The organism is Pseudomonas putida, from assembly GCF_004357765.1.
Taxonomy (GTDB): domain Bacteria; phylum Pseudomonadota; class Gammaproteobacteria; order Pseudomonadales; family Pseudomonadaceae; genus Aquipseudomonas; species Aquipseudomonas putida_U.
Map to the genome: position 1 here is coordinate 227,046 of NZ_SMTE01000011.1, position 23,492 is coordinate 250,537.

At 61.2% G+C, this 23,492-nt stretch carries 20 protein-coding genes and 1 other RNA gene; 9 read left to right on the forward strand and 12 right to left on the reverse strand.

The genetic code is table 11. From position 1 onward, the window contains the following. Positions 1 to 6 precede the first annotated feature (6 nt). Complete coding sequence (locus tag E2H86_RS18450; RefSeq protein WP_133330378.1) at positions 7 to 2,355, forward strand: AAA family ATPase; 2,349 nt, start codon at positions 7 to 9, stop codon at positions 2,353 to 2,355. Between the two features lie 56 nt (positions 2,356 to 2,411). Here the strand turns inward: E2H86_RS18450 and E2H86_RS18455 are convergent, their stop codons facing one another. Then, on the reverse strand, positions 2,412 to 2,657 hold the full coding sequence (locus E2H86_RS18455) for a hypothetical protein (RefSeq protein ID WP_019470431.1): 246 nt from the start codon (positions 2,655 to 2,657) through the stop codon (positions 2,412 to 2,414). Between the two features lie 349 nt (positions 2,658 to 3,006). Between E2H86_RS18455 and E2H86_RS18460 the strand changes: the two genes are divergently transcribed. Continuing rightward, positions 3,007 to 3,885, forward strand: coding sequence for a helix-turn-helix transcriptional regulator (locus E2H86_RS18460; protein WP_133330380.1), 879 nt, complete (start codon positions 3,007 to 3,009; stop codon positions 3,883 to 3,885). 202 nt (positions 3,886 to 4,087) lie between these two features. On the opposite strand, the gene E2H86_RS18465 is transcribed toward E2H86_RS18460, so the two are convergent. From E2H86_RS18465 to E2H86_RS18500, 8 genes are all read right to left on the reverse strand, one after another. Next, positions 4,088 to 5,335, reverse strand: coding sequence for an integrase domain-containing protein (locus E2H86_RS18465; protein WP_133330382.1), 1,248 nt, complete (start codon positions 5,333 to 5,335; stop codon positions 4,088 to 4,090). 185 nt (positions 5,336 to 5,520) lie between these two features. After that, positions 5,521 to 5,912, reverse strand: a transfer-messenger RNA (tmRNA) gene (gene ssrA / locus E2H86_RS18470). Between the two features lie 102 nt (positions 5,913 to 6,014). Next, complete coding sequence (locus E2H86_RS18475) at positions 6,015 to 6,311, reverse strand: hypothetical protein (RefSeq protein ID WP_133330384.1); 297 nt, start codon at positions 6,309 to 6,311, stop codon at positions 6,015 to 6,017. Between the two features lie 162 nt (positions 6,312 to 6,473). Beyond that, a complete protein-coding gene (locus E2H86_RS18480) occupies positions 6,474 to 6,725 on the reverse strand; it encodes a DUF3077 domain-containing protein (RefSeq protein ID WP_133330476.1) in 252 nt (83 codons plus the stop codon). A gap of 150 nt (positions 6,726 to 6,875) precedes the next feature. Continuing rightward, positions 6,876 to 7,157, reverse strand: a complete 282-nt coding sequence (locus tag E2H86_RS18485) for a hypothetical protein (protein WP_133330386.1) — start codon at positions 7,155 to 7,157, stop codon at positions 6,876 to 6,878. Between the two features lie 403 nt (positions 7,158 to 7,560). Further along, positions 7,561 to 10,371: an FAD-binding and (Fe-S)-binding domain-containing protein gene (locus E2H86_RS18490; RefSeq protein ID WP_133330388.1), complete on the reverse strand. Its 2,811-nt coding sequence runs from the start codon at positions 10,369 to 10,371 to the stop codon at positions 7,561 to 7,563. Between the two features lie 81 nt (positions 10,372 to 10,452). Next, complete coding sequence (lldD, locus tag E2H86_RS18495; protein ID WP_133330390.1) at positions 10,453 to 11,598, reverse strand: FMN-dependent L-lactate dehydrogenase LldD; 1,146 nt, start codon at positions 11,596 to 11,598, stop codon at positions 10,453 to 10,455. 61 nt (positions 11,599 to 11,659) lie between these two features. Beyond that, positions 11,660 to 13,330 (reverse strand): lactate permease LctP family transporter, encoded by a 1,671-nt coding sequence (locus E2H86_RS18500; RefSeq protein ID WP_133330392.1) that lies wholly within the window; start codon positions 13,328 to 13,330, stop codon positions 11,660 to 11,662. A gap of 253 nt (positions 13,331 to 13,583) precedes the next feature. Between E2H86_RS18500 and E2H86_RS18505 the strand changes: the two genes are divergently transcribed. Beyond that, on the forward strand, positions 13,584 to 14,351 hold the full coding sequence (locus tag E2H86_RS18505) for an FCD domain-containing protein (protein ID WP_133330394.1): 768 nt from the start codon (positions 13,584 to 13,586) through the stop codon (positions 14,349 to 14,351). Between the two features lie 124 nt (positions 14,352 to 14,475). Here the strand turns inward: E2H86_RS18505 and smpB are convergent, their stop codons facing one another. Then, positions 14,476 to 14,958 carry an SsrA-binding protein SmpB gene (smpB, locus tag E2H86_RS18510; protein WP_133330396.1) on the reverse strand — a complete coding sequence of 161 codons (483 nt, stop codon included), beginning with the start codon at positions 14,956 to 14,958 and terminating at the stop codon, positions 14,476 to 14,478. A gap of 162 nt (positions 14,959 to 15,120) precedes the next feature. On the opposite strand from smpB, the gene E2H86_RS18515 reads away from it, so the two are divergent. Next, on the forward strand, positions 15,121 to 15,555 hold the full coding sequence (locus E2H86_RS18515; protein WP_133330398.1) for a type II toxin-antitoxin system RatA family toxin: 435 nt from the start codon (positions 15,121 to 15,123) through the stop codon (positions 15,553 to 15,555). Positions 15,556 to 15,620: 65 nt separating this feature from the next. Here E2H86_RS18515 and E2H86_RS18520 read toward each other — a convergent pair whose 3' ends face one another. Next, positions 15,621 to 16,151: an outer membrane protein assembly factor BamE gene (locus E2H86_RS18520; protein ID WP_133330400.1), complete on the reverse strand. Its 531-nt coding sequence runs from the start codon at positions 16,149 to 16,151 to the stop codon at positions 15,621 to 15,623. 97 nt (positions 16,152 to 16,248) lie between these two features. Between E2H86_RS18520 and fur the strand changes: the two genes are divergently transcribed. Continuing rightward, positions 16,249 to 16,653: a ferric iron uptake transcriptional regulator gene (fur, locus tag E2H86_RS18525; RefSeq protein WP_008096237.1), complete on the forward strand. Its 405-nt coding sequence runs from the start codon at positions 16,249 to 16,251 to the stop codon at positions 16,651 to 16,653. A gap of 76 nt (positions 16,654 to 16,729) precedes the next feature. Here the strand turns inward: fur and recN are convergent, their stop codons facing one another. Beyond that, positions 16,730 to 18,403 carry a DNA repair protein RecN gene (recN, locus tag E2H86_RS18530; protein WP_133330402.1) on the reverse strand — a complete coding sequence of 558 codons (1,674 nt, stop codon included), beginning with the start codon at positions 18,401 to 18,403 and terminating at the stop codon, positions 16,730 to 16,732. Between the two features lie 190 nt (positions 18,404 to 18,593). On the opposite strand from recN, the gene grpE reads away from it, so the two are divergent. The 4 genes from grpE to dapB all read left to right on the forward strand — a co-directional run bounded on the left by grpE (position 18,594) and on the right by dapB (position 23,320). Continuing rightward, a complete protein-coding gene (gene grpE / locus E2H86_RS18535; protein ID WP_133330404.1) occupies positions 18,594 to 19,148 on the forward strand; it encodes a nucleotide exchange factor GrpE in 555 nt (184 codons plus the stop codon). A gap of 101 nt (positions 19,149 to 19,249) precedes the next feature. Further along, positions 19,250 to 21,172 (forward strand): molecular chaperone DnaK, encoded by a 1,923-nt coding sequence (dnaK, locus tag E2H86_RS18540; protein WP_133330406.1) that lies wholly within the window; start codon positions 19,250 to 19,252, stop codon positions 21,170 to 21,172. 203 nt (positions 21,173 to 21,375) lie between these two features. Further along, entirely contained in the window at positions 21,376 to 22,500 is a 1,125-nt protein-coding gene (gene dnaJ, locus E2H86_RS18545; RefSeq protein WP_133330408.1) for a molecular chaperone DnaJ, read from the forward strand. Positions 22,501 to 22,513: 13 nt separating this feature from the next. Continuing rightward, positions 22,514 to 23,320 carry a 4-hydroxy-tetrahydrodipicolinate reductase gene (gene dapB / locus E2H86_RS18550; protein ID WP_133330410.1) on the forward strand — a complete coding sequence of 269 codons (807 nt, stop codon included), beginning with the start codon at positions 22,514 to 22,516 and terminating at the stop codon, positions 23,318 to 23,320. Positions 23,321 to 23,492 lie beyond the last annotated feature (172 nt).

Below are 23,492 nucleotides of genomic sequence, written 5' to 3' on the forward strand. Positions count from 1 at the left end.
CGAGAGATGACTGATAAAAAGAGTTTTGACGCCCAACTGGAAGAGCACTTTCTGGCTGGCGCTCCCGCCATCTACATTCAGTCGGCTGAAGAAGCGCGTGTCGATCAGTTGCTGAACCGACTCAAGGACAAGGTCAAGCTCAAACGCATCCACGAGTGGAACCTTGGCTATGGCTGGGTGGATGTCGAAAACAAGCGCCCCTTGAGTAACCTCGACTCCAGTAAAACAGAGCTGGAACACGCGCTGCTGGCGTTGTTGGATGCAGACCTGGAAGAATCGCTGATCGTCATCAAGGGGGCTCGGCTCGCGCTGGAGAACAACACGCTCGCGGTCGCCCGACTCAAACAGCTGTTGAACTCGATCGAGCGCAACTATGCAGGCGAATGCTCGGTCATTCTGGTCTCGGAAGCCGTGTGCATTCCCGCGCCGATCGAGGCCCAGGTCACGCTCCTGCCTTTGCCGCTGCCGAGCCGTGCTGAAATCAAGACGTTGCTGGCCGAGGTCGAGTCTCGTGGGCAACTGACCGTTCCGGATCACCTCAGTGACCTGGCCGTATCTGGGCTGAGTGGGCTGACCTCCAGCGAGATGGCTCAGTTACTGAGGATGGTTGGGAGACAGACCCAAACCCTCGATGAGAAGTCGTTGAACACAATCCTCCATGAGAAAGAGCAGATCATCGTCAAGAGCGGTGTGCTGGAGATGGTCCGAGTCGATGTGAGCGTAAGCGATATCGGCGGCCTGGAAAACCTGAAGCAGTGGCTTGAGCAACGCTCGACCATCATCCGCCGCCTGGACGAGGCGACAAGCCAGGGCGTCAAGACGCCCAAAGGCGTGCTCATCGCCGGTATGCCTGGCTGCGGGAAATCGCTGACGGCCAAGGTGGCTGCTGGTTTGTTCCAGCTGCCCCTGTTGCGTCTGGATATCGGCTCGCTACTGGGCAAGTACGTTGGGGAGAGCGAGCACAACATGCGGCGCGCACTCAGCATGGCCGAGACTGTCAGCCCCTGCATCTTGTGGGTCGATGAACTGGAGAAAGCGTTTGTAGGCATGGGTGGCGGGAACGCTTCGGAAGTGACTGCACGGCTGCTGGGCTACTTCCTCACCTGGATGCAGGAAAAGACCGGCGCCGTATTTGTCATCGCCACTGCCAACGACATCACCGCATTGCCACCGGAGTTGCTGCGCAAGGGGCGCTTCGACGAGATCTTCTATGTCGGCTTCCCCAACCCTGTGGAGCGCGAAAAGATACTGGGTATCCATCTGGGTAAATCGGGCCAGCGGGTCGCGGATTTAAGGATGGATGAGCTGGTGAATCTCTGTCGGGATTACTGCGGTGCCGATATCGAAAACTCAATCAACGAGGCCGTCGCCAACGCATTCATCAGCGGAGGCGCGTTGACGCAGCAGCACCTGGAGGCCGCTATTCAGTCCACCATTCCTCTGCGTGAAACCTTGCGTGACCAGGTCGGCAAGTACGAGGAGCTGTTCGAGAAGCTGAAGCTGCGCCCGGCGTCCGAGTATCAGGGGTTGAGCGTGGCACAGATGATCAAGATGGCTGCTGACCCTAACCATGTGAAGCGGGAGGAGGTGGCCCGTAATCCTGATTGCCCTGGTGATCAGTTGGAGAAGCTTTCCATGGATGCACAGCGCAGTGTGGCGGAAGCGGTCTATACAAATCCGCGGTGTCCTGAGCACGTGCTGTCGATTCGGCTCAACCTCGTCAAGGGTCAACCGCAGTATGACCATGGGATGTTCAAGCTGGCTTGCTTGAATGGCAATGCGCCGCAAGATCTGCTGATACGCATGATCGATGAGGATGTACTCGACGATGATTTACGTGTGTCGTTGGCGGCCTGTGCCAAAGGCGAAGCCCTCCAGTTCAAGTTGGCTCGCGACCGACTTGCGTCGGTGGTGGCTGGCCTGATCTTAAATCCTTCACTACTAACCAGTGTGAAGTCCAAGTTGCTTGAGGAAGGCAAAAGTAGTGTTAAGCAAGCGTTCGCCAGGCACCCCGGTTTGACTGAGGATGAACAGCGTTCGCTGCTCAGTAATGCGAGCCCTGCACTCAGGGGGACCCTCAGCAAAAACCCCAAGCTGTCTGCCGCCTTGCAACTGAATCTCGCCAACGATCCTGATCCGGATGTAAGAGAGAAGCTGGCCAGCAATCCTTCGCTGATCAAAAAGGCTCAGCAAATCTTGGCCGAGGACGGCAGTTATCAGGTCAAGCGAGCACTTTCAGACAACCCAGCGCTCTGCCTTGATCACGAGCAAAAAATGAAGTTTAAGAAGTACATCATGGAGAACAGGCACCTGGGTGGGGGTGGGTTTTTCTCCAGCATTCATAGCAGTTTTTAGCAGTACCCACCCGTGAGCCAGGCTTGTGCTGGCTCACGTTCACACCCCGGCATACCTCAGCTCTCGGGCGCCACTCCCAGCAGCATTTGAACCTGACGCCGCAGTTGCCCCACCAGCTCACGTTCAGCGCGCAACTCGGACCGCAGTTCATTGTTCTCGTGCTCGTGAATCCGAGCGATGCGCTGCACATCCCGATCGTTTCTGACCACATCCCAAACCTCTCCCATCCGCGAGTGCACCAGCACGAGAACGAGCAGAGTGATGCCGCTTAGGCTCAGCAGTGCGAGCTGCAGGGTTTCCATTTATCGCTTCCTTGAGTAGTGGCTGTTTGCCGTTAAGCGAAACGATATGTCTAGTACTGCTACATGTCTATATTGGCTACTTGTACAGGTAAAGGATTGGTGCAGATCCGGCCTGCGCTTGGCTGGCGCGTGGATAGGAGGGTGAAAGCAATGTGCTATCGTGTAGGCCGCGGATGGCATGGTCTTAAGAGGGAAGCGCTCTCGCAATGGAGATTTTCGACCGCCTGCTTGATACGTATAAATACTTTACATATCTAGCGCGTGTTGATCGTAATTGAGCAGACACGTAGGATTTCACGTCACGTCATTTGTCTGGTCGCTACCCGCTGCCAATCATTCAGGGCCCACGATGAAACATAAGCAAAGCATGGATCAAATCCGCTGGGACCTTGCCCTGCGCTACCGCCTGATCGAAACGGTGGTCTGGTGGGAGGGGCGCCTGACCACCAACCACTTGATGCAGTGCTTCGGCATCAGCCGGCAGCAGGCATCAAAGGACATCAATACCTACATCACCGACTATGCCTCGAAGAATCTGGTCTACGACAAGCAGATCAAAGGCTACGTGCCAACCCGGCAGTTCAAACCGTTGTTCATCGACGACAGCGCCAGTGCCTACCTGGACCTGCTCAACCACAACGATGAGCGTGCGCCGCATATCGAAGGGTTGAACCTAGCTTACGCGCACACTGAAGTGTTGAAGGTACCCGATCGCTCTGTGAGGCCCGAGGTGCTGCGGCCACTGCTCAAGGCGTGTCGTGAAAAGCGGCGTCTGGACATCGAGTACGTGTCGTTCAAAACCCCGGAAGTGGAAGGGCGCACCATTGCGCCGCACACGTTGGTGTACACCGGGATGCGTTGGCACGTGCGGGCTTACTGCGAGAAGAACCGGGAGTATCGGGACTTTGTGTTGAGCCGTTTTCGAGGCGAGCCGGAGCTGCTCGACGATCAGACGGAAAATGGTGTCGAGCACGACGTGGAGTGGAACACCAAGATCGATGTGATCTTCAAGCCGGACGAGCGCCTGACGCCGGCGCAACGGTCGATCATTGAAGTGGACTACGCGATGACTAATGGGCAGCTTGTGGTCAAAAGCTCACAAGCATTGGCGAAGTACGTAGTGAAACGATTTCACGTAAATCCGAACCAGCATGACGCCCGCCCTGAAGCCCAGCAGTTGGTGTTGGCGAACCGGGCTGAGTTGAAACTCTGGCTGAGCTTAGACTAAGGCGTCCCTGGTCGACCTCGCGGTTTTACCAGGCTAGGCATTAAAGCCGATGTATGAGTCATTATGTTCGAGGATAGATACATTGCCGTTGTTTCGGCTGCGGGGTTGAGCAAAGCCTCATTATCGATCACGCTGATCGCGGATGACCGCCTTTGGCCGTTAGGCTGTTGGGACTGGCTACTTCGAGGCAGTGTCAGCGGATCTAAACGACCTCCCTGTGCCGATTTTCTTGGATAGCTGACACTGACAGATTACCCGTCGCTGCTTCCTGGATATGCTCACTCCACCAGATCATCATCGGTCGTCTCCGCTCGATGTAGTCCGCACGGTTGTAGGCGCTGCGAACCTCGTCTTTATCGACGTGGGCAAGTGCTACCTCGATCAATTCGGGATCCCAACCATGCTCGTTGAGGATGGTGCTGGCCATCGACCGCATGCCGTGGCTGACCAGACGCCCCTCGAAGCCCATTCGTTTCAGCGCCATGTTGGCGGTCTGGCTGTTGCAGTGGGTACGTGGGTTTCGGTCTGCAGGGAACACAAATTCCCGATGTCCACTGTAGGGCCTGATCGCGTCGAGGAGTGCAAGAGCCTGCTCAGTAAGCGGGACAATGTGCGCGCGGCGCTTTTTCATGCGCTCCGCAGGAATCGTCCAGATCTTCTTCTCGATGTCGATATCTGCCCAGCAGGTGGTCGCTGCTTCGACTGGCCGGGTCATGGTGTGAAGCTGCCACTCTATCAGGCAGCGTGTTGTTCTTTTTATGCTGGCATTGGCGATTGCCACCATGAGCTCTTTCAGCTCATCGGGAGGTAGTGCCGCCATGTTTTTCTTTTTCGGTTTCTTGAAAACGGAGCGGATGCCACTGAGCGGGTTCGCGTGAATCAGTCCCGAGTTGACCCCGTAGGTCATGATCTCGTTGAGCCGCTGTGTCAGTCGTTTCACGGTTTCAAGGCTGCCTTTGGTTTCGAGTGGCCGGAGCAGGTTAATGACCTGAGGAGCACTAATGGTCGAGAGTGGGGTGTGTCCCAGATACGGAAAGATGTGCAGCGTGAGGGAGCGCCAGATGTCCTCAGCGTAGGCCTGTGTCACTGCATCCTTTTTCAGCTCATACCAGGCCGTCGCCACGTTCTGGAAAGTGTGCTCAGTCGCTGCCTTCTTAGCTTGCTGCACTGCATCCCGTTTCTCTTTGGGGTCGATGCCGTGAGCGAGGAGCTCGCGTGCCTCAACGGTGCGCTTTCGGGCTTGCGCCAATGAAACTTCGGGGAAGGTCCCGAGGCCCATGTTGATCCGGTTCTTCGTCACCGGGTGCCGGTAGTTGAAGTTCCAGAGCTTAGAGCCATTACTTCTCACTCGCATTTGAAGGCCGTCACCATCGCTTAGGACATAGTCCTTCTCTTGAGGCTTGGCGGCTTTGACTTTGAGGTCCGAGAGGCGGGTGGCTTGAGCGCACATGCGGTATTCCAAGAGCGGTTTCGGTATTCCAAAAATTACCAGTAGATGGCTTGGAATACCACTTGGAATACCGAATGTCGTGGACCCTGCTGGACGCTAACGGACCCTGGTGGCGCTGAAAGCCGCGTATTTACTGGGTTTCAGGCACAAAAAAAGACGTCCATGGACGTCTTTAGATGATTATTTGGTGGAGCCGGGGGGATTTGAACCCCCGTCCGCCAGTACTCCGCTGTCGGTACTACATGCTTAGCCGTGTCTACTGAGTTAATCCGCAGCCGCCCGACGGGCAGGGTGCTTTGGACGAGTTGGGTAAGTTTTAGTCGCTTTGCCCCCAACGTGCTACACGACGATCCTGTTCTGTATGACAATCACTTCGGGTTTACAGGCATCCCCTGGTGATTGCTGGAGCCGAAGCTACCAGGAGAGCGGGCTCAGCTGCTTACGCAGCGAGAGCGTAGCCCTCGTAGTTTTCGTCATTGGCAACTATAGAAAGTTGCAACAGTGGATTTACGAGTTCTGTTACCAACTCGGCATGCACCTAGAGTTTCGCAACCGGCGTCGAATCCTAATCGGCCCCACGCTACAGCTCTAGCTCACGTACCTGTCGGCACGTACGGGCAGTATACGTGATTGCGCGGGCGGCGTCGACAACATGCCGCCTCGCTCCCGCCGCGAAGGCTCAAGCACCGCCGCTGCCGCCTGCCGAACCACTGCCTTTGTCGGTTTTTTCCAGGCGCTCGAGCACCTTGGAGGTAATGGCGATGCATTCCTTGGTGTCGCCCGACGCTTGGGCTGCCTTGGCCTTGTCGATGTGCATGGTGACGGCTTTGTCCAGGCCTTCGGAGGTGGCGCCGGCGGTGGCCATGCTGTCATCGATTTTCTGCAGGTTAATGGCGCACAGGTCTTCGGCGGCGAATACCGGGGAAGCCAGGAGGGTAGCGGCCGCGAAGAGGGCCGAGAGTGCGGTGCCTTTCATGGGTATCTCCTTTTAGGGCCTCTGGAGGGTGGGCCTGTAACGATTGACTGTGGCGGATTTGCGGGGGTTCAATCGGGATGATGGCGGGGCGGCATGATGGAGTGTGGCGAGATGTTGCGGGCGGGAGCGCCCTTGCGTCGAGACAGGGCTGCTCCTCATGGGTCAGTTGGTTTTGTTCAGACCCAGTTCGATGTCGTCGATCAGCGCCTTGGCCATTTCGCTGAGGATGCGTGCGGCGCTGCCGGCCTTGCGGTCGTTTTCCATTTCGGCTTCGGTGGTGAGGTGGCGGATGCAACCGAGCAGGACCGAGAGTTGGCTGAAGGCGTGGTCAAAGGGGATGCCCGGCTGCAGGCGGAACAGGTCGAAGGTTTCGATGCCGGCGGTGGTGGCGTGGGTGGGGTCGGTGGTGTCCATGGGATTGGTTTCCTGAATTCGGTGGGGGATGGCACCGGCGTAGCCGGTGTTCGCGGGCAAGCCCGCTCCCACAGGTACAGCGCCGAGCTCGAAGTTGGCGATTCCCCTGTAGGAGCGGGTTTACCCGCGAAGAGGCCGGTTAGGCCGCTATCAATGCAGACTTGGTTTGCGTTCCAATGCCAACAGCAGGGCATCCGCCTGAGCCCAGGCGATCTGCATGGCGCGCAGGCCGTTCTCGACCGATTCGCGCATGGCTTCATCTTCGATGCTGTCGACGGCATAGCGGCATCGGTTATAGGCGATCATCAGGTAATGGGTGACGTTCATCACCACATGGTTCAAGGGCACATGGCGCTCGATGATGGCGTTGCAGAGGGTGGTGCCGTCGGGGATTTGGTAGAAATGCGGTGGGTCGGGGACGATTTTTTTCATGCAGCCTCCTGAATGCTGAAGGACTGCCGCTTCCGTTCCACAGGAAGGGTGGCAGCTGTACACAGGGTGGAACCCGAGTGCATTCAGGAGTACTCGGTAGGCACGAGGCCTCCCGCGTACAGCCGCCATTAACGACACGCTCCAGAATGCTAGGCCGGGGCTCCACACCCGATCGCTGAACATCAGCGACTCGGACAGCCTAGGGGGCCAGGATTTCCGGGACAATCAGACGCGTGTCGACGTGGGTTGTAGGGTATTTCGCTGGGCGCGGGATCGCTAGTATCGGTGGGTAAGATGAATCTGAGAGCGGCGAGGGATATGGCCTGTGTTGCTTGCGCGGGCGGCGCTCGATATCCGCGCCACTACAACAACATCGGCGAGCACTCTGCCTCCCACTCAACCCTCAAATACTCCGCGGCCGCGTCACCCGATCGACCAGATAAACCAACCCGTGATAATCGATCCCACTGTGGCTCGACAGCCCGATCTCGCAGGTCCGGCTGGTCGAAATCCCCTCGCTGCAATGCTGCACCGCATCCTTCAAGCTACGCAGCGAGTGGGCATTGAGCTCCGGCGTGGTGAACCCCTTGTCCCCGGCAAACCCACAACAATGAATTCCTTCGGGTACAACCACCTGCTTGCTGCAGCGCCGCGCCAGGTCGATCAGCGCCTGGCTTTCGCCCAGGTGTTGGGTACTGCAGGTCACATGCACGGCCACCGGCTCGTCCTGAGGGGTGAACTCCAGCCGGTCGAGCAGATGAGTGCGGATGAACCGCACCGGGTCGTACAGGTCGAGCCGGGTGTCTGCCATGTCCTGCACAAGGCGCAGGGTGCAGGGGCTGGTGTCGCAGTAGATCGGGTCGAGGCCGCCACGGCTGGCCTGCAGCAGGGCGTTGATCAACTCCTGGCGCTTGTGCTCGGCCTGCTCGGGATAGCCTTTGGAAGCGAACGGCTGGCCACAGCACAGGCTGTCGGCGTTGTCCGGAAACACCACCTGATAGCCGGCTTTTTCCAGCAGCGCACGGGTCTTGTCCAGTAGCGTGCTCTGTTCGCGGTCGGCGTAGGCTGGGCCCATCGCCCGCGACACGCAGGCGGCGAGGTACACCACGCGTGGCCGGGCATCGTTGCTCACCGGGCCGAAGGTCAGGCCGCGTACCGGTTGCGGGATCGCCGGTGTCCACTGTGGCAGGCGGCCCTTGCTGGCCTTGCTCAAAGCCGCGCTCACCCGCGCCAGGCGGGGGGCGCCGAGCAGCTTGCGCGCGGTGTCGGCGGCCGTCAGGGTCAGGCGTGCGCCGCCCAAAGCCGTGGTGAAATGCTCGGCCAGCCAGTCGGCAGTCTTTTCCTGCTTGGCGGCCTGGCTGCGCAGTTTCTTCACCAGCTCGCCGGTGTTGATGCCCACCGGGCAGCGCTGAGCGCACAGGCCGGTGGCGGCGCAGGTGTCGATGCCCTGGTACTGGTAGGTCTGCAACAGCTCTCGGGTGTCGATGCCAGCGCGCTTTTTGGTCTGGATATCGCGCCACATGACGATGCGCTGACGCGGGCTTAGGGTCAGCCCCTTGGACGGACAGACCGGTTCGCAGAAGCCGCACTCGATGCACTTGTCGACGATCTCGTCGGCAGCCGGCAGCGGCTTGAGGTGCTTCAGGTGGATGTCCGGATCTTCGCTCAGCACCACATCGGGATTGAGAATGCCATTGGGGTCGAGCAGGCGTTTGAGCGCCCACATCAGCTGGTAGGCATCCTGGCCCCACTCCAGCGCCACGAACGGCGCCATGTTGCGCCCGGTACCATGTTCGGCCTTCAACGACCCGCCGAATTCCACGGCCACCAACTGCGCCACGTCGTCCATGAATGCCTGGTAGCGGGCAACTTCCTCGGGGCTGTTGAAGCCCTGGGTGAAGACGAAGTGCAGGTTGCCCTCCAAGGCGTGGCCGAAGATGATCGCCTCGTCGTAGCGGTGCTTGTCGAACAGCTCGATCAGGCGATTCACGCCCTCGGCCAACTGCTCGACGGGGAAGGTGACGTCCTCGATGATCACCGTGGTGCCGGTCTCGCGTACCGCGCCGACTGCCGGGAAGGTGTCCTTGCGGATTCTCCACAGCTGGTTGTACACCAGCGGGTCTTCGCTGAAGTCCACCTGCTGCTCCAGCGGGTAGTCGGCAATCGACGCCATGACCTGGCCCAACTGCTCGTGCAGCAGGCTCTGGCTGGCGGCACGGGACTCGATCAACAACGCGCAGGCATTGGCCGACAGGCCTTTCACCCACAGCGGCATGCCTGGCATGTCCTGCACCGAGCGCAAGCTGCGGCGGTCGAGCAGCTCCACCGCCGACACCGGCTGGCGCTTGAGCACGGTCACCGCGCGGCAGCAGCTCTCGACGCTGGGAAACACCAGCAATGCGCTGGCCTTATGGGGGTGATCGGGCACGGTGTCGTAGGTCACCGCGCTGATGAAGCCCAGCGTGCCTTCGGACCCGACCATCAGGTGCTGGAGGATATCCAGCGGCTGGTCGTAGTCCACCAGTGCATTCAGCGACAGGCCAGTGGTGTTCTTCAGGCGGTATTTATGCCGGATGCGGTCGGCCAGTTCGGTGTTGGCGCGGGTTTCCCGACCAAGCCGGGCAAGCGCCTCGAGCAGGTCGGCATGGCTGCGCTCGAAGGCGGCGACGCTGGCCGGGTCTTCGCTGTCCAGGCGGGTGCCGTCAGCCAGTACCAGGCGCATGCCGGCCAAGGTGTGGTAGGTGTTCTGCGCCGTGCCGCAACACATGCCGCTGGCGTTGTTGGCGACGATACCGCCGATCTTGCAGGCATTGATCGAAGCGGGGTCAGGGCCGATCTTGCGCCCGAAGGGGGCCAGCCAGGCATTGGCCTGGGCTCCGATCACGCCGGGTTGCAGACGGATCTGCTCGCCAGCGCCACGGATCTCGCGGCCATTCCAGTTGTCGCCGAGCACGATCAGCAGCGAGTCGCTGATGGCCTGGCCTGAAAGGCTGGTGCCGGCGGCGCGGAAGGTGACCGGCACGCGCTCGCGCTGGGCCAGGTGGATCAGCCCGACCACCTCGTCCTCGGATTCGACCCGTACTACCAGCTTCGGAATCAGCCGGTAGAAACTGGCATCGGTGCCGAAAGCCAGGGTCGAAGTGGGGTCGTCGAAACGGCGTTCGGCGGGTATCAGGCGCTCGACATCACGCAGGAACGCGGCGGGCAGGCTCATGCAATCTCCTCGCGGGGCCACGGCGTCTGGTGCGCCGTTGTGCCCCGGTCATTCAGGCGGTGTTACTCAAGGTAGGCGCGCTCAAGCGCCCAGTTCGCGGACCAGCGAGTCGCGGGTGATTTCGCCGATCGACTTGGCGCCGGTGAGCACCATGGCCACGCGCATTTCCTTCTCGAACAGTTCGAGCAGGTTCTTCACTCCGGCCTGGCCATGCACCGCCAGGGCCCATAGGAACGCGCGGCCGATCAGCACGCTATCGGCACCCAGGGCGATCATGCGCACCACATCCAGGCCGCTGCGGATACCCGAGTCGGCGAGGATCTTCAGATCGCCTTTGACCGCGTCGGCGATGGCCGGCAAGGCCCGAGCGCTGGACAGCACGCCGTCGAGCTGGCGCCCACCGTGGTTGGAGACGACGATACCGTCGGCGCCGAACTTGACCGCGTCACGGGCGTCGTCGGCATCGAGGATGCCCTTGATGATCATCGGGCCATCCCAGAAGTCGCGGATCCACTCCAGGTCCTTCCAGGAAATCGACGGATCGAAGTTGGCGCCCAGCCAGCCGATGTAGTCGGCAAGGCCAGTCGGATTGCCGCGGTAGGTGGAGATGTTGCCCAGGTCGTGCGGGCGGCCCATGACGCCGACGTCCCAGGCCCATTCAGGGTGGGTCATGGCCTGCAGCACACGGCGCATCGGGCCGTTTTTGCCGCTCATGCCGGAGTGGGCGTCGCGGTAGCGGGCACCGGGCACCGGCATGTCGACGGTGAACACCAGGGTCTTCACGCCTGCGGCCTTGGCCCGCTCCAGCGCGTTGCGCATGAAACCGCGGTCCTTGAGCACGTACAGCTGGAACCACATCGGCCGGTCGATGGCCGGAGCGACTTCCTCGATCGGGCACACCGAGACGGTGGACATGGTGAACGGAATGCCATGGGCTGCCGCTGCGCGTGCCGCCTGCACTTCGCCACGGCGGGCGTACATGCCGGTGAGGCCGACCGGGGCGAGGGCCACGGGCATGTTCAGGGTTTCACCGAACAGCTCGGTCTTGAGGCTCAGCTCGGACATGTTCTTCAGCACGCGCTGGCGCAGGGCGATGCTCGCCAGGTCCTCGACGTTGTGCCGCAAGGTGTATTCGGCGTAGGCGCCGCCGTCGGCGTAGTGGAAGAGGAAAGGGGGCAGCTTGCGTTGGGCCGCGGCGCGATAGTCGGTGGAGGCGGAAATGATCATGGATTCTCGCAGCGTGGGTTGAAGGAGATGCCGGGCGCCCGAGCGCCCGGCCCCTTTCACTTTAGTGTTGAACCAGCATGCCGGTCAGCCAGTAGGCCTGGATCAGGGTGATCAGGCCGACGATGGTGGCGAAGAACAGGCTGTGCTTGACGGTGAAGCGGAACAGGTCCGATTCCTTGCCGACCAGGCCGGTGGCGGCGCAGGCCACGGCGATCGACTGCGGCGAGATCATCTTGCCGGTCACGCCGCCGCTGGTGTTGGCAGCCACCAGCAGGGTGTCGTTGACCCCGATCTGGTGCGCGGTGGTCGCCTGCAGCGAGCTGAACAGGGCATTGGACGAGGTGTCGGAGCCGGTCAGGAACACCCCCAGCCAGCCAAGGAACGGCGAGAAGAACGGGAACGCCGCGCCGGTGCCGGCCAGGACCAGCGCCATGGTCGAGGACATGCCGGAATAGTTGGTGACGAAGGCGAAGGCCAGGACCATGCCGATCGACAGGATCGGCCAGCGCAGCTCCCAGAAGGTCTCCTTAAAAGTGGTCAGACCAGTTTTGAAGTTGATCTTGAGCACCGCCATCGAGATCAGCGCCGAGAGGAAGATCGCGGTACCGGTGGCGGAGATCGGGTCGAGCTTGAACACTGCAGGCATGGCGGTCGGTGTCGCGACGATCGGCGCGGTCTTGACCACCAGTTGGTCCAGGTGCGGGATGGCGAAGTTGAACACGAAGTTGTACATCGCGCCGCCTGGGGCGAAGGCCGCCTTGAACGGCTTCAGGGTCCAGATGGTCACCAGTACGGTGAGGATCAGGAACGGCGACCAGGCCTTGAAGATCTCGCCGAAGCTGTATGGGCTCGGCTGGCTGCCGCTTGGCTGGACAACGGCGGCGCCTACGCTGCCCTTGGCCTCGGCGAACGAGCGCTTCGGTTGCCAGACCTTGAGGAACAGGGTCAGGCAGATCAGGCTGGCCAGCGCCGAGGTGATGTCCGGCAGCTCCGGACCGATGAAGTTCGAGGTGAAGTACTGGGTCACGGCGAAGCTGAGGCCGGCCACCAGGGCGGCAGGCCAGGTTTCCTTTACCCCGCGCAGACCGTCCATCATGAACACCAGCCAGAACGGCACGAACAGCGACAGCAGCGGCAGCTGGCGACCGGTCATGGCGCCGATGTGGAAGGCGTCGATGCCGGTGACTTGGCCGGCCACGATGATCGGGATGCCCAGGGCGCCGAAAGCCACGGGCGCGGTGTTGGCGATCAGGCACAGGCCCGCGGCGTACAGCGGGTTGAAGCCCAGGCCCACCAGCAGGGCGGCGGTGATCGCCACCGGCGCGCCGAAGCCGGCCGCGCCTTCGAGGAAGGCACCAAAGCAGAAGCCGATCAGCAGCACCTGCAGGCGCTGGTCGTCGGTAATCGACAGCACCGAGCTGCGGATCACTTCGAACTGGCCGCTCTTGACCGTGAGTTTGTACAGGAACACCGCCGCGACGATGATCCAGGCAATTGGCCACAGGCCATAGAGGAAGCCATAGCCCGCGGCAGCCAGGGCCATGTCGACAGGCATCTGGAAGGCGAAGATCGCCACCAGGATCGACAGGCCAAGCGTGATGCTGCCGGCCACGTGGCCTTTGAGGCGGAACACGGCCAGGGCGAGGAAGAAGAACACGATCGGGATGACGGCTGCCAGGGCAGACAGGCCCAGACTACCAAGGGGGGTATAGAGTTGTTGCCAGGTTTGCATAATGGGGTAGCCCCTAATTGTTGTTGGTCAGCACTGGCATTGGATAATTGGTAAGACCAATTTACAATGGCTGGACGCTAGGTTAAAAGCGCGCTGATGCCTGTGTCAATTTGTCCTGGCTGAAACTTTGGTCGAGCGGCGATGAGCGGTGGCTGAACGGCTGCAAAAAAACCTAACTGATGGGTGCTGGCACGGCCCGAATCAGTGAGAATGGCCGACCCCGAATTCAGCAGGGGTTTGTGGAGAGCATGTGATGGTTTTTGATCAGGTCCGCCAACGGCGCCTGTCGGACGATATCGTCGACCGGTTGGAAGGGATGATTCTGGAAGGCACGCTGACGTCGGGACAGCGGCTGCCGGCCGAGCGCGTCCTCGCCGAGCAGTTCGGCGTGTCCCGCCCGTCACTGCGTGAGGCGATCCAGAAGCTGGTGGCCAAGGGCTTGCTGGTCAGTCGCCAAGGGGGTGGCAATTTTGTCGCCGAGTCGCTCGGCTCGACGTTCAGCGATCCGCTGCTGCAGCTGTTGGAGCACAGTGCCGAGGCCCAGCGCGACCTGCTGGAATTTCGCCATACCCTGGAAGCCTCCTGCGCCTACTACGCCGCGCTGCGCGCTACCGAGCCTGACCGCGCGCGCCTGAAGGCAGCCTTCGACACCCTGCAGGATTGTTACGCCAGGGCCGACGAAGTCACTCGGGCAGAGGAAGGCGCAGCCGATGCACGCTTCCACCTGGCGATTGCCGAGGCCAGCCATAACGCGGTGCTGTTGCACACCATCCGCGGGTTGTTCGATTTGCTCAAGCGTAATGTGGTGACCAACATCGGCGGCATGTATCAACAGCGCGCGGAGACGCGCGACATGCTGATCAGTCAGCACCGCGAGTTGTATCAGGCGATCGTCGAGGGTCGGGCAGAGGAGGCGCGGGAGGTGTCGAGCCGGCACATTCTGTATGTGCAGGAAGTGCTCGAGGAAGCCCAGGACGAGGCCCAGCGAGTGGCACGGGCGGAGCGGCGCAGCGGGCGCTGAAAGCTGTATTGGGTCATTCGCGGGACAAGCCCGCTCCCACAGGATCTGTGCCGAGCGTCGGTCAGCGCAGATCCTGTGGGAGCGGGCTTGTCTCGCGAAAGGGCCGCAGCAGGCTAGAGAAGACTCAGTCTTCCTTGCCCTTGTTGCGCACCGCACGCTGCAGCTCGCGGTTGGAGTCGCGTTCGCGCACGACATCGCGCTTGTCGAACTCCTTCTTGCCCTTGCCAAGGGCGATTTCGCACTTGATCAGGTGCTTGCTCCAGTACAGCGCCAGTGCCACGCAGGTATAACCCTTCTGCGCGACAGCCGCTTCCAGGCGCTCGAGTTCGCGCTTGTTCAGCAGCAGCTTACGGGTGCGGATCGGGTCGGCGATGACGTGGGTGCTGGCGGTGGTCAGCGGGGTGATGTGGCTGCCGAACAGCCAGGCTTCGCCATCCTTGAGCAGCACGTAGCTGTCGGTCAGGTGCGCCTTGCCGGCCCGCAGGCTCTTTACTTCCCAACCGGACAGGACCAGTCCGGCCTCGAACTTGTGTTCGATGAAGTAATCGTGTCGCGCTTTCTTGTTTTGCGCGATGGTCCCGGTCGGATGTTTCTTTTGCTTAGCCATAGGGGCGGCATTATAGGCAGTCGCCGCGTCGTCGGCTACGGGATTTCAGTGTGCTTGAGCCACTGCAATGAATACCGGACAATACAAAACCTGTCACATGTACAGAACCTGTTTTCGGCACGCTGCGAAGCGCCGCCACCCAGCCTTGGAAGTGATGCCTGGATGACTACCCATATTCAACGCTCCGCCCTGCTGCCGTACCCCGCCCAGGCGCTCTACGATCTGGTCAACGATGTGGCCAGCTACCCGCAGTTTCTGCCTTGGTGCTCGGACTCCACGGTGCTCGAAGCCAGCGACGCGCACATGCGCGCGAAGCTTGAAGTGGCCAAGGGCGGAATGAGCCAGCAGTTCGTCACGCGCAACTCGCTGGTGCCTGGGCAATCGATCGAGATGAACCTGGAGGAGGGGCCTTTCACCCAGTTACATGGGGTGTGGGTATTCAAGGCGCTGGGCGAAAAGGCCTGCAAGATCAGCCTGGACCTGTCGTTCGATTACGCAGGCCCGTTGGTGCGCGCTACCCTCGGTCCGCTGTTCAATCAGGCGGCCAATACCCTGGTCGATGCCTTCTGTCAGCGCGCCAAGCAGCTACACGGCTGAGGTTTCAGCAGCATCCACAAAAAAGCCCGGGCCATGGCCCGGGCTTTTTCTGTATACGCCTGCAATTACTGCGGTGAAGTTTCCAGCGGTGCCGGCGTCGGGACAGGGGTGGTCTCGATGGTGTCGATCTCGCGCTGGATCGACTCTTCGGTGGAGCCTGGCTTGGCCGGCTTTTCTTCCGGTTGAGCTGGCGCCTGGCCTTCGGTTGCTGGGCTGACGGTAGTGTCGCCGCTGCCGCCGAGGATCTCCTGGTCGCGGCTCACGCCCGGCATGAAGTCGCCCGACAGGCTGACCAGTTGGTCGCTGTCGTTGAAGAACACGCTCATGCGCTCCTGCTGGCGTTTGCCGCCGCCTGGCTGCAGGCTGTACAGGTAGTCCCACCGATTGGTGTTGAAGGTGTCCTGGAGGAGGGGGTTACCCATGATAAACCTTACTTGCCGACGGGTCATTCCGGGGCGTAATTGGTCTATCATGTCTTGCGTGACGACATTGCCCTGCTGGATGTCGATTTTGTAAACCCCGGGAAACGAGCAACCGGCGAGTGCGAGCAGTCCCACGAACGTGAGGCTGGTTAGCAAGAGCTTGGTGTTTTGCATCGGTGGGCGACTTCCACTATCTTGGCTGGACAACGTAAACACCGATCATACCCGTATTAAGAGAAGCTGCGAAGCAGCATCGGCGAGAAAGCTGACCATGGTTGAAAATAGCGAATTGCGCAAAGCCGGTCTCAAGGTGACCCTGCCTCGAGTCAAGATCCTTCAAATGCTCGATTCGACCGAGCAACGCCACATGAGTGCCGAGGATGTCTACAAGGCGCTGATGGAGGCTGGCGAGGACGTCGGTCTCGCAACCGTCTATCGCGTTCTGACCCAGTTCGAGGCGGCAGGCCTGGTGGTTCGCCACAACTTCGACGGCGGCCATGCGGTGTTCGAGCTGGCAGATGGCGGTCACCACGACCATATGGTCAACGTGGAGACCAGCGAGGTCATCGAGTTCATGGATGCTGAAATCGAGCGTCGTCAGAAAGAGATCGTGGCCGAGCATGGCTACGAACTGGTGGACCACAATCTGGTCCTCTATGTGCGTAAGAAAAAGTAACGATTAAATCGTTATAAATAGCAAAGGCGACCTTCGGGTCGCCTTTGTGCTTTCTGCGTTGGTGTTCGAGCTGGCTCTATACCTTGCTGCTCACCACCATCTTGCGCGCATGGGCCAGTGATTCCTTGGTCAGGTCGATGCCGCCCAGCATCCTTGCCACCTCTTCGACCCTCTCGCGTTTGCCCAGGCTTGCCACGGCGGTGTGCGTGGTATCGCTGTTGCGTACCTTGTGCACGAACAGGTGGTGATGTCCCTGGGCGGCTACCTGCGGTAAATGGGTCACGGTCAGCACCTGACCACGCTCGCCCAGTCGACGCAGCAGTTGGCCGACGATTTCCGCCGTGGGGCCACCAATGCCCACATCCACTTCATCGAACACCAGGGTCGGGATGCGTGAAGTCTGCGCGGTGATGACCTGGATCGCCAGGCTGATACGCGACAGTTCCCCGCCGGAGGCGACCTTGGCCAGGCCTTTCAGTGGTTGCCCCGGGTTGGCGCTGACCAACAGCTCGATCTGCTCCAGGCCGTGAGGGGAGAGATCGGTGCCTTCGTTGGGCGTGAGTTCGATGCAGAAGCGACCGCCCGGCATGCCTAGGCGCTGCACCTCCTGCTCCACGGCGACCGCCAGTTGCTGGGCGGCCTGTCGGCGCAAGGCGCTCAGCTCGGCGGCCTTGGCCTGGTAATGCTGGGCGAAAGCCGCTTGCTCATCGGCCAGGCGTTCGAGCGCTTCGTCACTGGCGTTGAGGCCTTCGAGTTCATCCATCAACTGCTGTTGCAGGTGTGGCAGCTCGGTCGGGTGCACCCGGTGTTTGCGGGCAAGGGTGTAGATCGTGTCGAGGCGCTCTTCCAGGGCCTGCAGGCGCATGGGATCGGCGTCGAAATTGTCGAGGAAGCGGTTGAGTTCGCCGACCGCCTCTTCGACCTGAATCTGCGCGCTGGCAATCATGTTGGCCGCTTCGCCGAGTGCCTTGGGCGCATTGGCTGCGGCGCCCAGGCGATTGAGGCTTGAGGTGAGGGCGCTTAGCACGTTGCCCGAATCGCTTTCGCTGCACTGGTCGATGACCTGTCGGCAAATGCCGAACAGGGCCTCGGCGTTGGTCAGGTTCTTGTGCTCCTGTTCGAGCTGTTCCAGCTCGTTTTCGCCCAGGCCGAGGTTGTCGAGCTCTTCGAGCTGATAGCTGAGCAACTGATGACGGGCGCGTTGCTCGTCACCGGAGTTGGTCAGCCGTTCCAGCTCCAGGCGCGTCTGGTTCCAGCGCTTGGCGGCCAGTTGCACCTGACGCGCGAGGTCGATGGCACCGGCGTACTCATCCAGTAGCCGGCGGTGGGTGTCGGTCTTCAGTAGCGACTGGTGTTCGTGCTGGCTGTGGATGTCGATCAGCAGCTCGCCCAGCGCCTTGAGGTCGCCCAGTGGGCAGGGGGTGCCGTTGATGTAGCCACGGCTGCGGCCTTCGGCGGTGATCACCCGGCGCAGGATGCACGGCCCGTCGTTGGCCAGGTCGCGCTCGGCCAGCCAGGTGCCTGCCTCGGGAATGTCCGCGAGGTCGAAGGTGGCGAGGATGTCTGCCTTGTCCGCGCCGGGGCGCACCACGCCGCTGTCGGCACGGTCGCCGAGGGCGAGGCCGAGGGCGTCGAGCATGATCGACTTGCCCGCACCGGTCTCGCCGGTGATGACGGACATGCCGCGGTCAAGTTCGAGATCGAGGTGTTCGACGATGGCGTAGTTATGGATGGACAGGTGCACCAGCATGAGGGCGGCTCCCGAAGATCGTGTCTGGTTATTTATACAGTAGTTTTTTCGACTCTGCCAAGGCCCGTCCGGAGAATCTCCTGGGCCGTCGTCGGGCGGTCAGCCCTTGAACCTGATTTTTCCGACCCCATATAGCCGGCAGACACGACGAGCTTGGCTCGCCCTACAGAAATTGCGAAGGAGAACCCCAATGGCTGACGAACAGCTGGATGAGAAGAACCTTAACGCCGAAGAAGCTGGCGCAGACAACACCGATGCCCGCGTTCAAGAGCTCGAGGAGCAGCTGGCCGCGGCCAAGGATCAATCCCTGCGCGCTGTCGCCGACCTGCAGAACGTGCGTCGCCGCGCCGAGCAGGATGTCGAGAAAGCCCATAAGTTCGCCCTGGAGAAGTTCGCCGGTGACCTGCTGCCGGTGATCGACAGCCTGGAGCGTGGCCTGGAGCTGTCCAGCGCCGACGACGAGAACATCAAGCCGATGCGTGAAGGCATCGAGCTGACCCTGAAAATGTTCCACGACACCCTCAAGCGCTACAACCTCGAGCCGCTGGATCCGCACGGCGAGCCATTCAACGCCGAGCACCACCAGGCCATGGCCATGCAGGAAAGCGCAGAGGTCGAGCCCAACAGCGTGCTCAAGGTGTTCCAGAAGGGCTACCTGCTCAATGGTCGCCTGCTGCGCCCCGCGATGGTGGTGGTCAGCAAGGCGCCGGTTGCTCCGCAACCTTCTATCGACGAGCAGGCTTGAAATCCTTCGGGGCATCCCCATCTAGGTGTCAAGCGTTCAAGTATTACCGCAGTTGCCCAAAGTAGCGGCTGCCACCCCATTCAAGTTTCGGGAGAGTTAACATGGGTAAAATCATCGGTATCGACCTGGGGACCACCAACTCGTGCGTCTCCATCCTGGAAAACGGTAGCGTCAAGGTCATCGAAAACGCCGAAGGCGCGCGTACCACTCCGTCGATCGTGGCCTACGCCAACGACGGCGAAATCCTGGTCGGCCAGTCGGCCAAGCGCCAGGCCGTCACCAACCCGCACAACACGCTGTTCGCAGTGAAGCGCCTGATCGGTCGCCGCTTCGAAGAAGACGTCGTGCAGAAAGACATCAAGCTGGTGCCCTACAAGATCGTCAAGGCCGATAACGGTGACGCTTGGGTCGAGGCCAGCGACAAGAAGATGGCTCCGCCGCAGATCAGCGCCGAAGTCCTGAAGAAAATGAAGAAGACCGCCGAAGACTACCTCGGCGAGCCCGTCACCGAAGCGGTCATCACCGTTCCGGCCTACTTCAACGACAGCCAGCGCCAGGCTACCAAGGATGCCGGTCGCATCGCCGGTCTCGACGTCAAGCGCATCATCAACGAGCCGACCGCCGCTGCGCTGGCCTATGGCATGGACAAGGCCAAGGGCGACCACACCGTCATCGTCTATGACCTCGGTGGTGGTACCTTCGACGTTTCGGTCATCGAAATCGCCGAAGTCGACGGTGAGCACCAGTTCGAAGTACTGGCCACCAACGGCGACACCTTCCTGGGTGGCGAAGACTTCGACATGCGCCTGATCGACTACCTCGTCGACGAGTTCAAGAAAGAGTCCGGCATGGACCTGAAGAACGATCCCCTGGCTCTGCAGCGTCTGAAAGAAGCCGCTGAGAAAGCCAAGATCGAGCTGTCCTCCGCTCAGTCGACCGACGTCAACCTGCCGTACATCACTGCAGATGCCACCGGTCCTAAGCACCTGAACGTGAAGATTTCCCGCGCCAAGCTGGAGTCGCTGGTCGAAGACCTGGTGTCGCGTACCATCGAGCCATGCCGCATCGCCCTGAAAGACGCCGGCATCGACGCCAGCAAGATCGACGACGTGATCCTGGTCGGTGGCCAGACCCGTATGCCGCTGGTGCAAAAAGCGGTTGCCGATTTCTTCGGCAAGGAAGCGCGCAAGGACGTCAACCCGGACGAAGCTGTCGCCATGGGTGCAGCCATCCAGGGCGCGGTCCTGGCCGGTGACGTGAAAGACGTACTGCTGCTGGACGTCAGCCCGCTGACCCTGGGTATCGAAACCATGGGCGGCGTGATGACCCCGCTGATCGAGAAGAACACCACCATCCCGACCAAGAAGTCGCAGGTGTTCTCGACTGCCGACGACAACCAGGGCGCCGTGACCATCCACGTGCTGCAGGGTGAGCGTAAGCAGGCTGCGCAGAACAAGTCGCTGGGCAAGTTCGACCTGGCTGACATTCCGCCGGCTCCACGCGGTGTGCCGCAGATCGAAGTGACCTTCGACATCGACGCCAACGGCATTCTGCACGTCAGCGCGAAAGACAAGGCTACCGGTAAGTCGCAGTCGATCGTGATCAAGGCCAACTCCGGCCTGTCGGATGACGAAATCGAGCGCATGGTGCGTGATGCCGAGGCCAACGCCGAGGAAGACCGCAAGTTCGAAGAGCTGGCCGCAGCCCGTAACCAAGGCGACGCGCTGGTTCACTCGACCCGCAAGATGGTCGCTGACGCCGGTGACAAAGTCACCGCGGAAGAGAAAACCGCCATCGAGGCTGCCGTGGTTGCCCTGGAAGCCGCTGTCAAAGGCGACGACAAGGCCGCCATCGACGCCAAGGTCGAAGAGCTGTCGAAAGTCTCCGCGCCGGTTGCCCAGAAGATGTACGCCGAGCAGCAGGCCGAACAGCCTCAGGGCGGCGCCCAGCAGGCCGAGCCGGAAGCCAAGCACGATGACGTGGTTGACGCCGAGTTCGAGGAAGTGAAAGACAACAAGCAGTAATGCCTGCATGTTGTCGGTCAGCCACCGCCGTTTGGCGGTGAGCTGGTAGGATGTCGCCGCGCGGGGGCTTGCTCCCGCGTTGGTGTGTCTGGAATACGAGAATTTTTACAGCATCTGTCAGAGCCTCTCGGAGGTTGGCAGGTGTTGCGGCACAGCGCATAGCGCAGAGGTATGCCGAACGCCCTCAAGAGTGCAAATGACCTATGGCAAAGCGTGATTATTATGAGGTGCTGGGTGTCGAGCGTGGCGCCAGTGAAGGTGATCTCAAAAAGGCCTATCGCCGCCTGGCGATGAAGTACCACCCCGACCGCAATCCCGGTGACAAGGAGTCGGAAGAGCATTTCAAGGAGGCCAACGAGGCCTATGAAGTGCTGTCCGATGCGAGCAAGCGCGCGGCCTACGACCAGTACGGCCATGCCGGCGTCGATCCGAACATGGGTGGCGGCGGTGCCGGTTTCGGTGGCGCCAACTTCTCCGACATCTTCGGCGATGTATTCAGCGATTTCTTCGGTGGTGGCCGTGGCGGCTCGCGTGGCGGCGCCCAGCGCGGCAGCGACCTGCGCTACACCCTGGAGCTGAACCTGGAAGAGGCGGTGCGTGGCACGACGGTCAATATCCGCGTTCCCACGCTGGTCGAATGCAAGCCGTGCGACGGCTCCGGCGCCAAGAAAGGCTCGTCCCCGGCGGCTTGCCCGACCTGCGGCGGCATCGGCCAGGTGCGTATGCAGCAGGGCTTCTTCTCAGTGCAGCAGACCTGCCCGCGCTGCCATGGCCAGGGCAAGATCATCACCGACCCTTGCACTTCGTGCCATGGCGAAGGTCGTGTCGAGGAGTACAAGACTCTGTCGGTCAAGGTGCCGGCCGGTGTCGATACCGGCGATCGCATTCGCCTGTCCGGCGAAGGCGAGGCGGGGACTCATGGTGGCCCGACCGGCGACCTGTACGTGGTCATCAACGTGCGCGAGCACGCCATCTTCCAGCGTGACGGCAAGCACCTGTACTGTGAAGTGCCGATCAGCTACACCGATGCTGCCCTGGGTGGCGAGCTCGAGGTCCCGACCCTCGATGGTCGCGTCAAGCTCAGAATTCCCGAAGGTACCCAGACCGGCAAGCAGTTCCGTCTGCGTGGCAAGGGCGTAGCCCCTGTGCGTGGCGGGGCTGCGGGCGATCTGCTGTGCCGCGTGGCGGTGGAAACCCCGGTCAATCTCAGTCGTCGCCAGCGCGAACTGCTCGAAGAGTTCCGCGACTCGTTGGACAGCGACAGTTCCCATTCGCCCAAGGCCAGTGGCTGGTTCGAAGGTGTGAAGCGTTTCTTTGGCGATCTCTGACAAGGAACAGGTTATGCGACGTATTGCAGTGATGGGTGCGGCCGGGCGGATGGGCAAGACCCTCGTCGAGGCTGTGCAGCAACAAGCGCCCCAGGCAGGCCTGACGGCGGCGATCGACCGCCCGGACAGTACCCTGGTCGGTGCCGATGCCGGCGAGCTGGCGGCGCTGGGCCGTATCGGCGTGCCGATCTCCGACGACCTGGCCAAGGTCGCCGACGAGTTCGACGTGCTGATCGACTTCACCCACCCGTCGGTCACCCTGAAGAACCTGGCGTTCTGCCGCAAGGCGGGCAAGGCCATGGTCATTGGCACCACCGGCTTCACGCCGGAAGAGAAAGAGCAACTGGCCGAAGCAGGCAAGGAAATCCCGATCGTCTTCGCCGCCAACTTCAGCGTCGGCGTCAACCTGTGCCTGAAGCTGCTGGATACGGCGGCGCGGGTGCTGGGTGACGATGTGGACATCGAGATTCTCGAAGCGCACCACCGGCACAAGGTCGATGCGCCGTCGGGTACGGCGCTGCGTATGGGTGAAGTGGTTGCCCAGGCGCTGGGGCGTGATCTGCGCGAAGTGGCCGTATATGGCCGTGAAGGGCAGACGGGGGCGCGTGATCGTCAGACCATCGGCTTCGCGACCGTGCGTGCCGGCGATGTGGTTGGCGACCACACGGTGCTGTTCGCTGCCGAAGGCGAGCGCGTGGAGATCACCCACAAGGCCTCCAGTCGCATGACCTTCGCCAAGGGCGCCGTGCGTGCGGCGCTGTGGCTCGATGGTCGTGAGCCGGGGTTGTACGACATGCAGGACGTGCTCGAGCTGCGTTGAGGGTTGGCGCAGTAACCCTCTGTCGCATTTGCGGTAGACCGGAAACGCTCTTTTCTGTAAGCTACAGCTTTAGTGTGTCCACTAAAAGCGCGCAGCGAATTGAATTCAGCACATGAAAGCGGGGTGACGTGTCCATACGTCACTCCGCTTTTTTGCAACCTGCGATCGCCCT

Coding starts and splice junctions, on each gene's coding strand:
- recN (WP_133330402.1), bottom strand. CDS start 18,403: ATGCTGGTGCACCTGTCCATCCATAACTACGCCATCGTCGAACACCTC.
- E2H86_RS18500 (WP_133330392.1), bottom strand. CDS start 13,330: ATGCAAACCTGGCAACAACTCTATACCCCCCTTGGTAGTCTGGGCCTG.
- lldD (WP_133330390.1), bottom strand. CDS start 11,598: ATGATCATTTCCGCCTCCACCGACTATCGCGCCGCGGCCCAACGCAAG.
- E2H86_RS18480 (WP_133330476.1), bottom strand. CDS start 6,725: ATGGACACCACCGACCCCACCCACGCCACCACCGCCGGCATCGAAACC.
- E2H86_RS18455 (WP_019470431.1), bottom strand. CDS start 2,657: ATGGAAACCCTGCAGCTCGCACTGCTGAGCCTAAGCGGCATCACTCTG.
- smpB (WP_133330396.1), bottom strand. CDS start 14,958: ATGGCTAAGCAAAAGAAACATCCGACCGGGACCATCGCGCAAAACAAG.
- E2H86_RS18490 (WP_133330388.1), bottom strand. CDS start 10,371: ATGAGCCTGCCCGCCGCGTTCCTGCGTGATGTCGAGCGCCTGATACCC.
- E2H86_RS18515 (WP_133330398.1), top strand. CDS start 15,121: ATGACTACCCATATTCAACGCTCCGCCCTGCTGCCGTACCCCGCCCAG.
- E2H86_RS18520 (WP_133330400.1), bottom strand. CDS start 16,151: ATGCAAAACACCAAGCTCTTGCTAACCAGCCTCACGTTCGTGGGACTG.
- dapB (WP_133330410.1), top strand. CDS start 22,514: ATGCGACGTATTGCAGTGATGGGTGCGGCCGGGCGGATGGGCAAGACC.
- E2H86_RS18465 (WP_133330382.1), bottom strand. CDS start 5,335: ATGTGCGCTCAAGCCACCCGCCTCTCGGACCTCAAAGTCAAAGCCGCC.
- grpE (WP_133330404.1), top strand. CDS start 18,594: ATGGCTGACGAACAGCTGGATGAGAAGAACCTTAACGCCGAAGAAGCT.
- E2H86_RS18475 (WP_133330384.1), bottom strand. CDS start 6,311: ATGAAAGGCACCGCACTCTCGGCCCTCTTCGCGGCCGCTACCCTCCTG.
- E2H86_RS18485 (WP_133330386.1), bottom strand. CDS start 7,157: ATGAAAAAAATCGTCCCCGACCCACCGCATTTCTACCAAATCCCCGAC.
- dnaJ (WP_133330408.1), top strand. CDS start 21,376: ATGGCAAAGCGTGATTATTATGAGGTGCTGGGTGTCGAGCGTGGCGCC.
- fur (WP_008096237.1), top strand. CDS start 16,249: ATGGTTGAAAATAGCGAATTGCGCAAAGCCGGTCTCAAGGTGACCCTG.
- E2H86_RS18460 (WP_133330380.1), top strand. CDS start 3,007: ATGAAACATAAGCAAAGCATGGATCAAATCCGCTGGGACCTTGCCCTG.
- E2H86_RS18450 (WP_133330378.1), top strand. CDS start 7: ATGACTGATAAAAAGAGTTTTGACGCCCAACTGGAAGAGCACTTTCTG.
- E2H86_RS18505 (WP_133330394.1), top strand. CDS start 13,584: ATGGTTTTTGATCAGGTCCGCCAACGGCGCCTGTCGGACGATATCGTC.
- dnaK (WP_133330406.1), top strand. CDS start 19,250: ATGGGTAAAATCATCGGTATCGACCTGGGGACCACCAACTCGTGCGTC.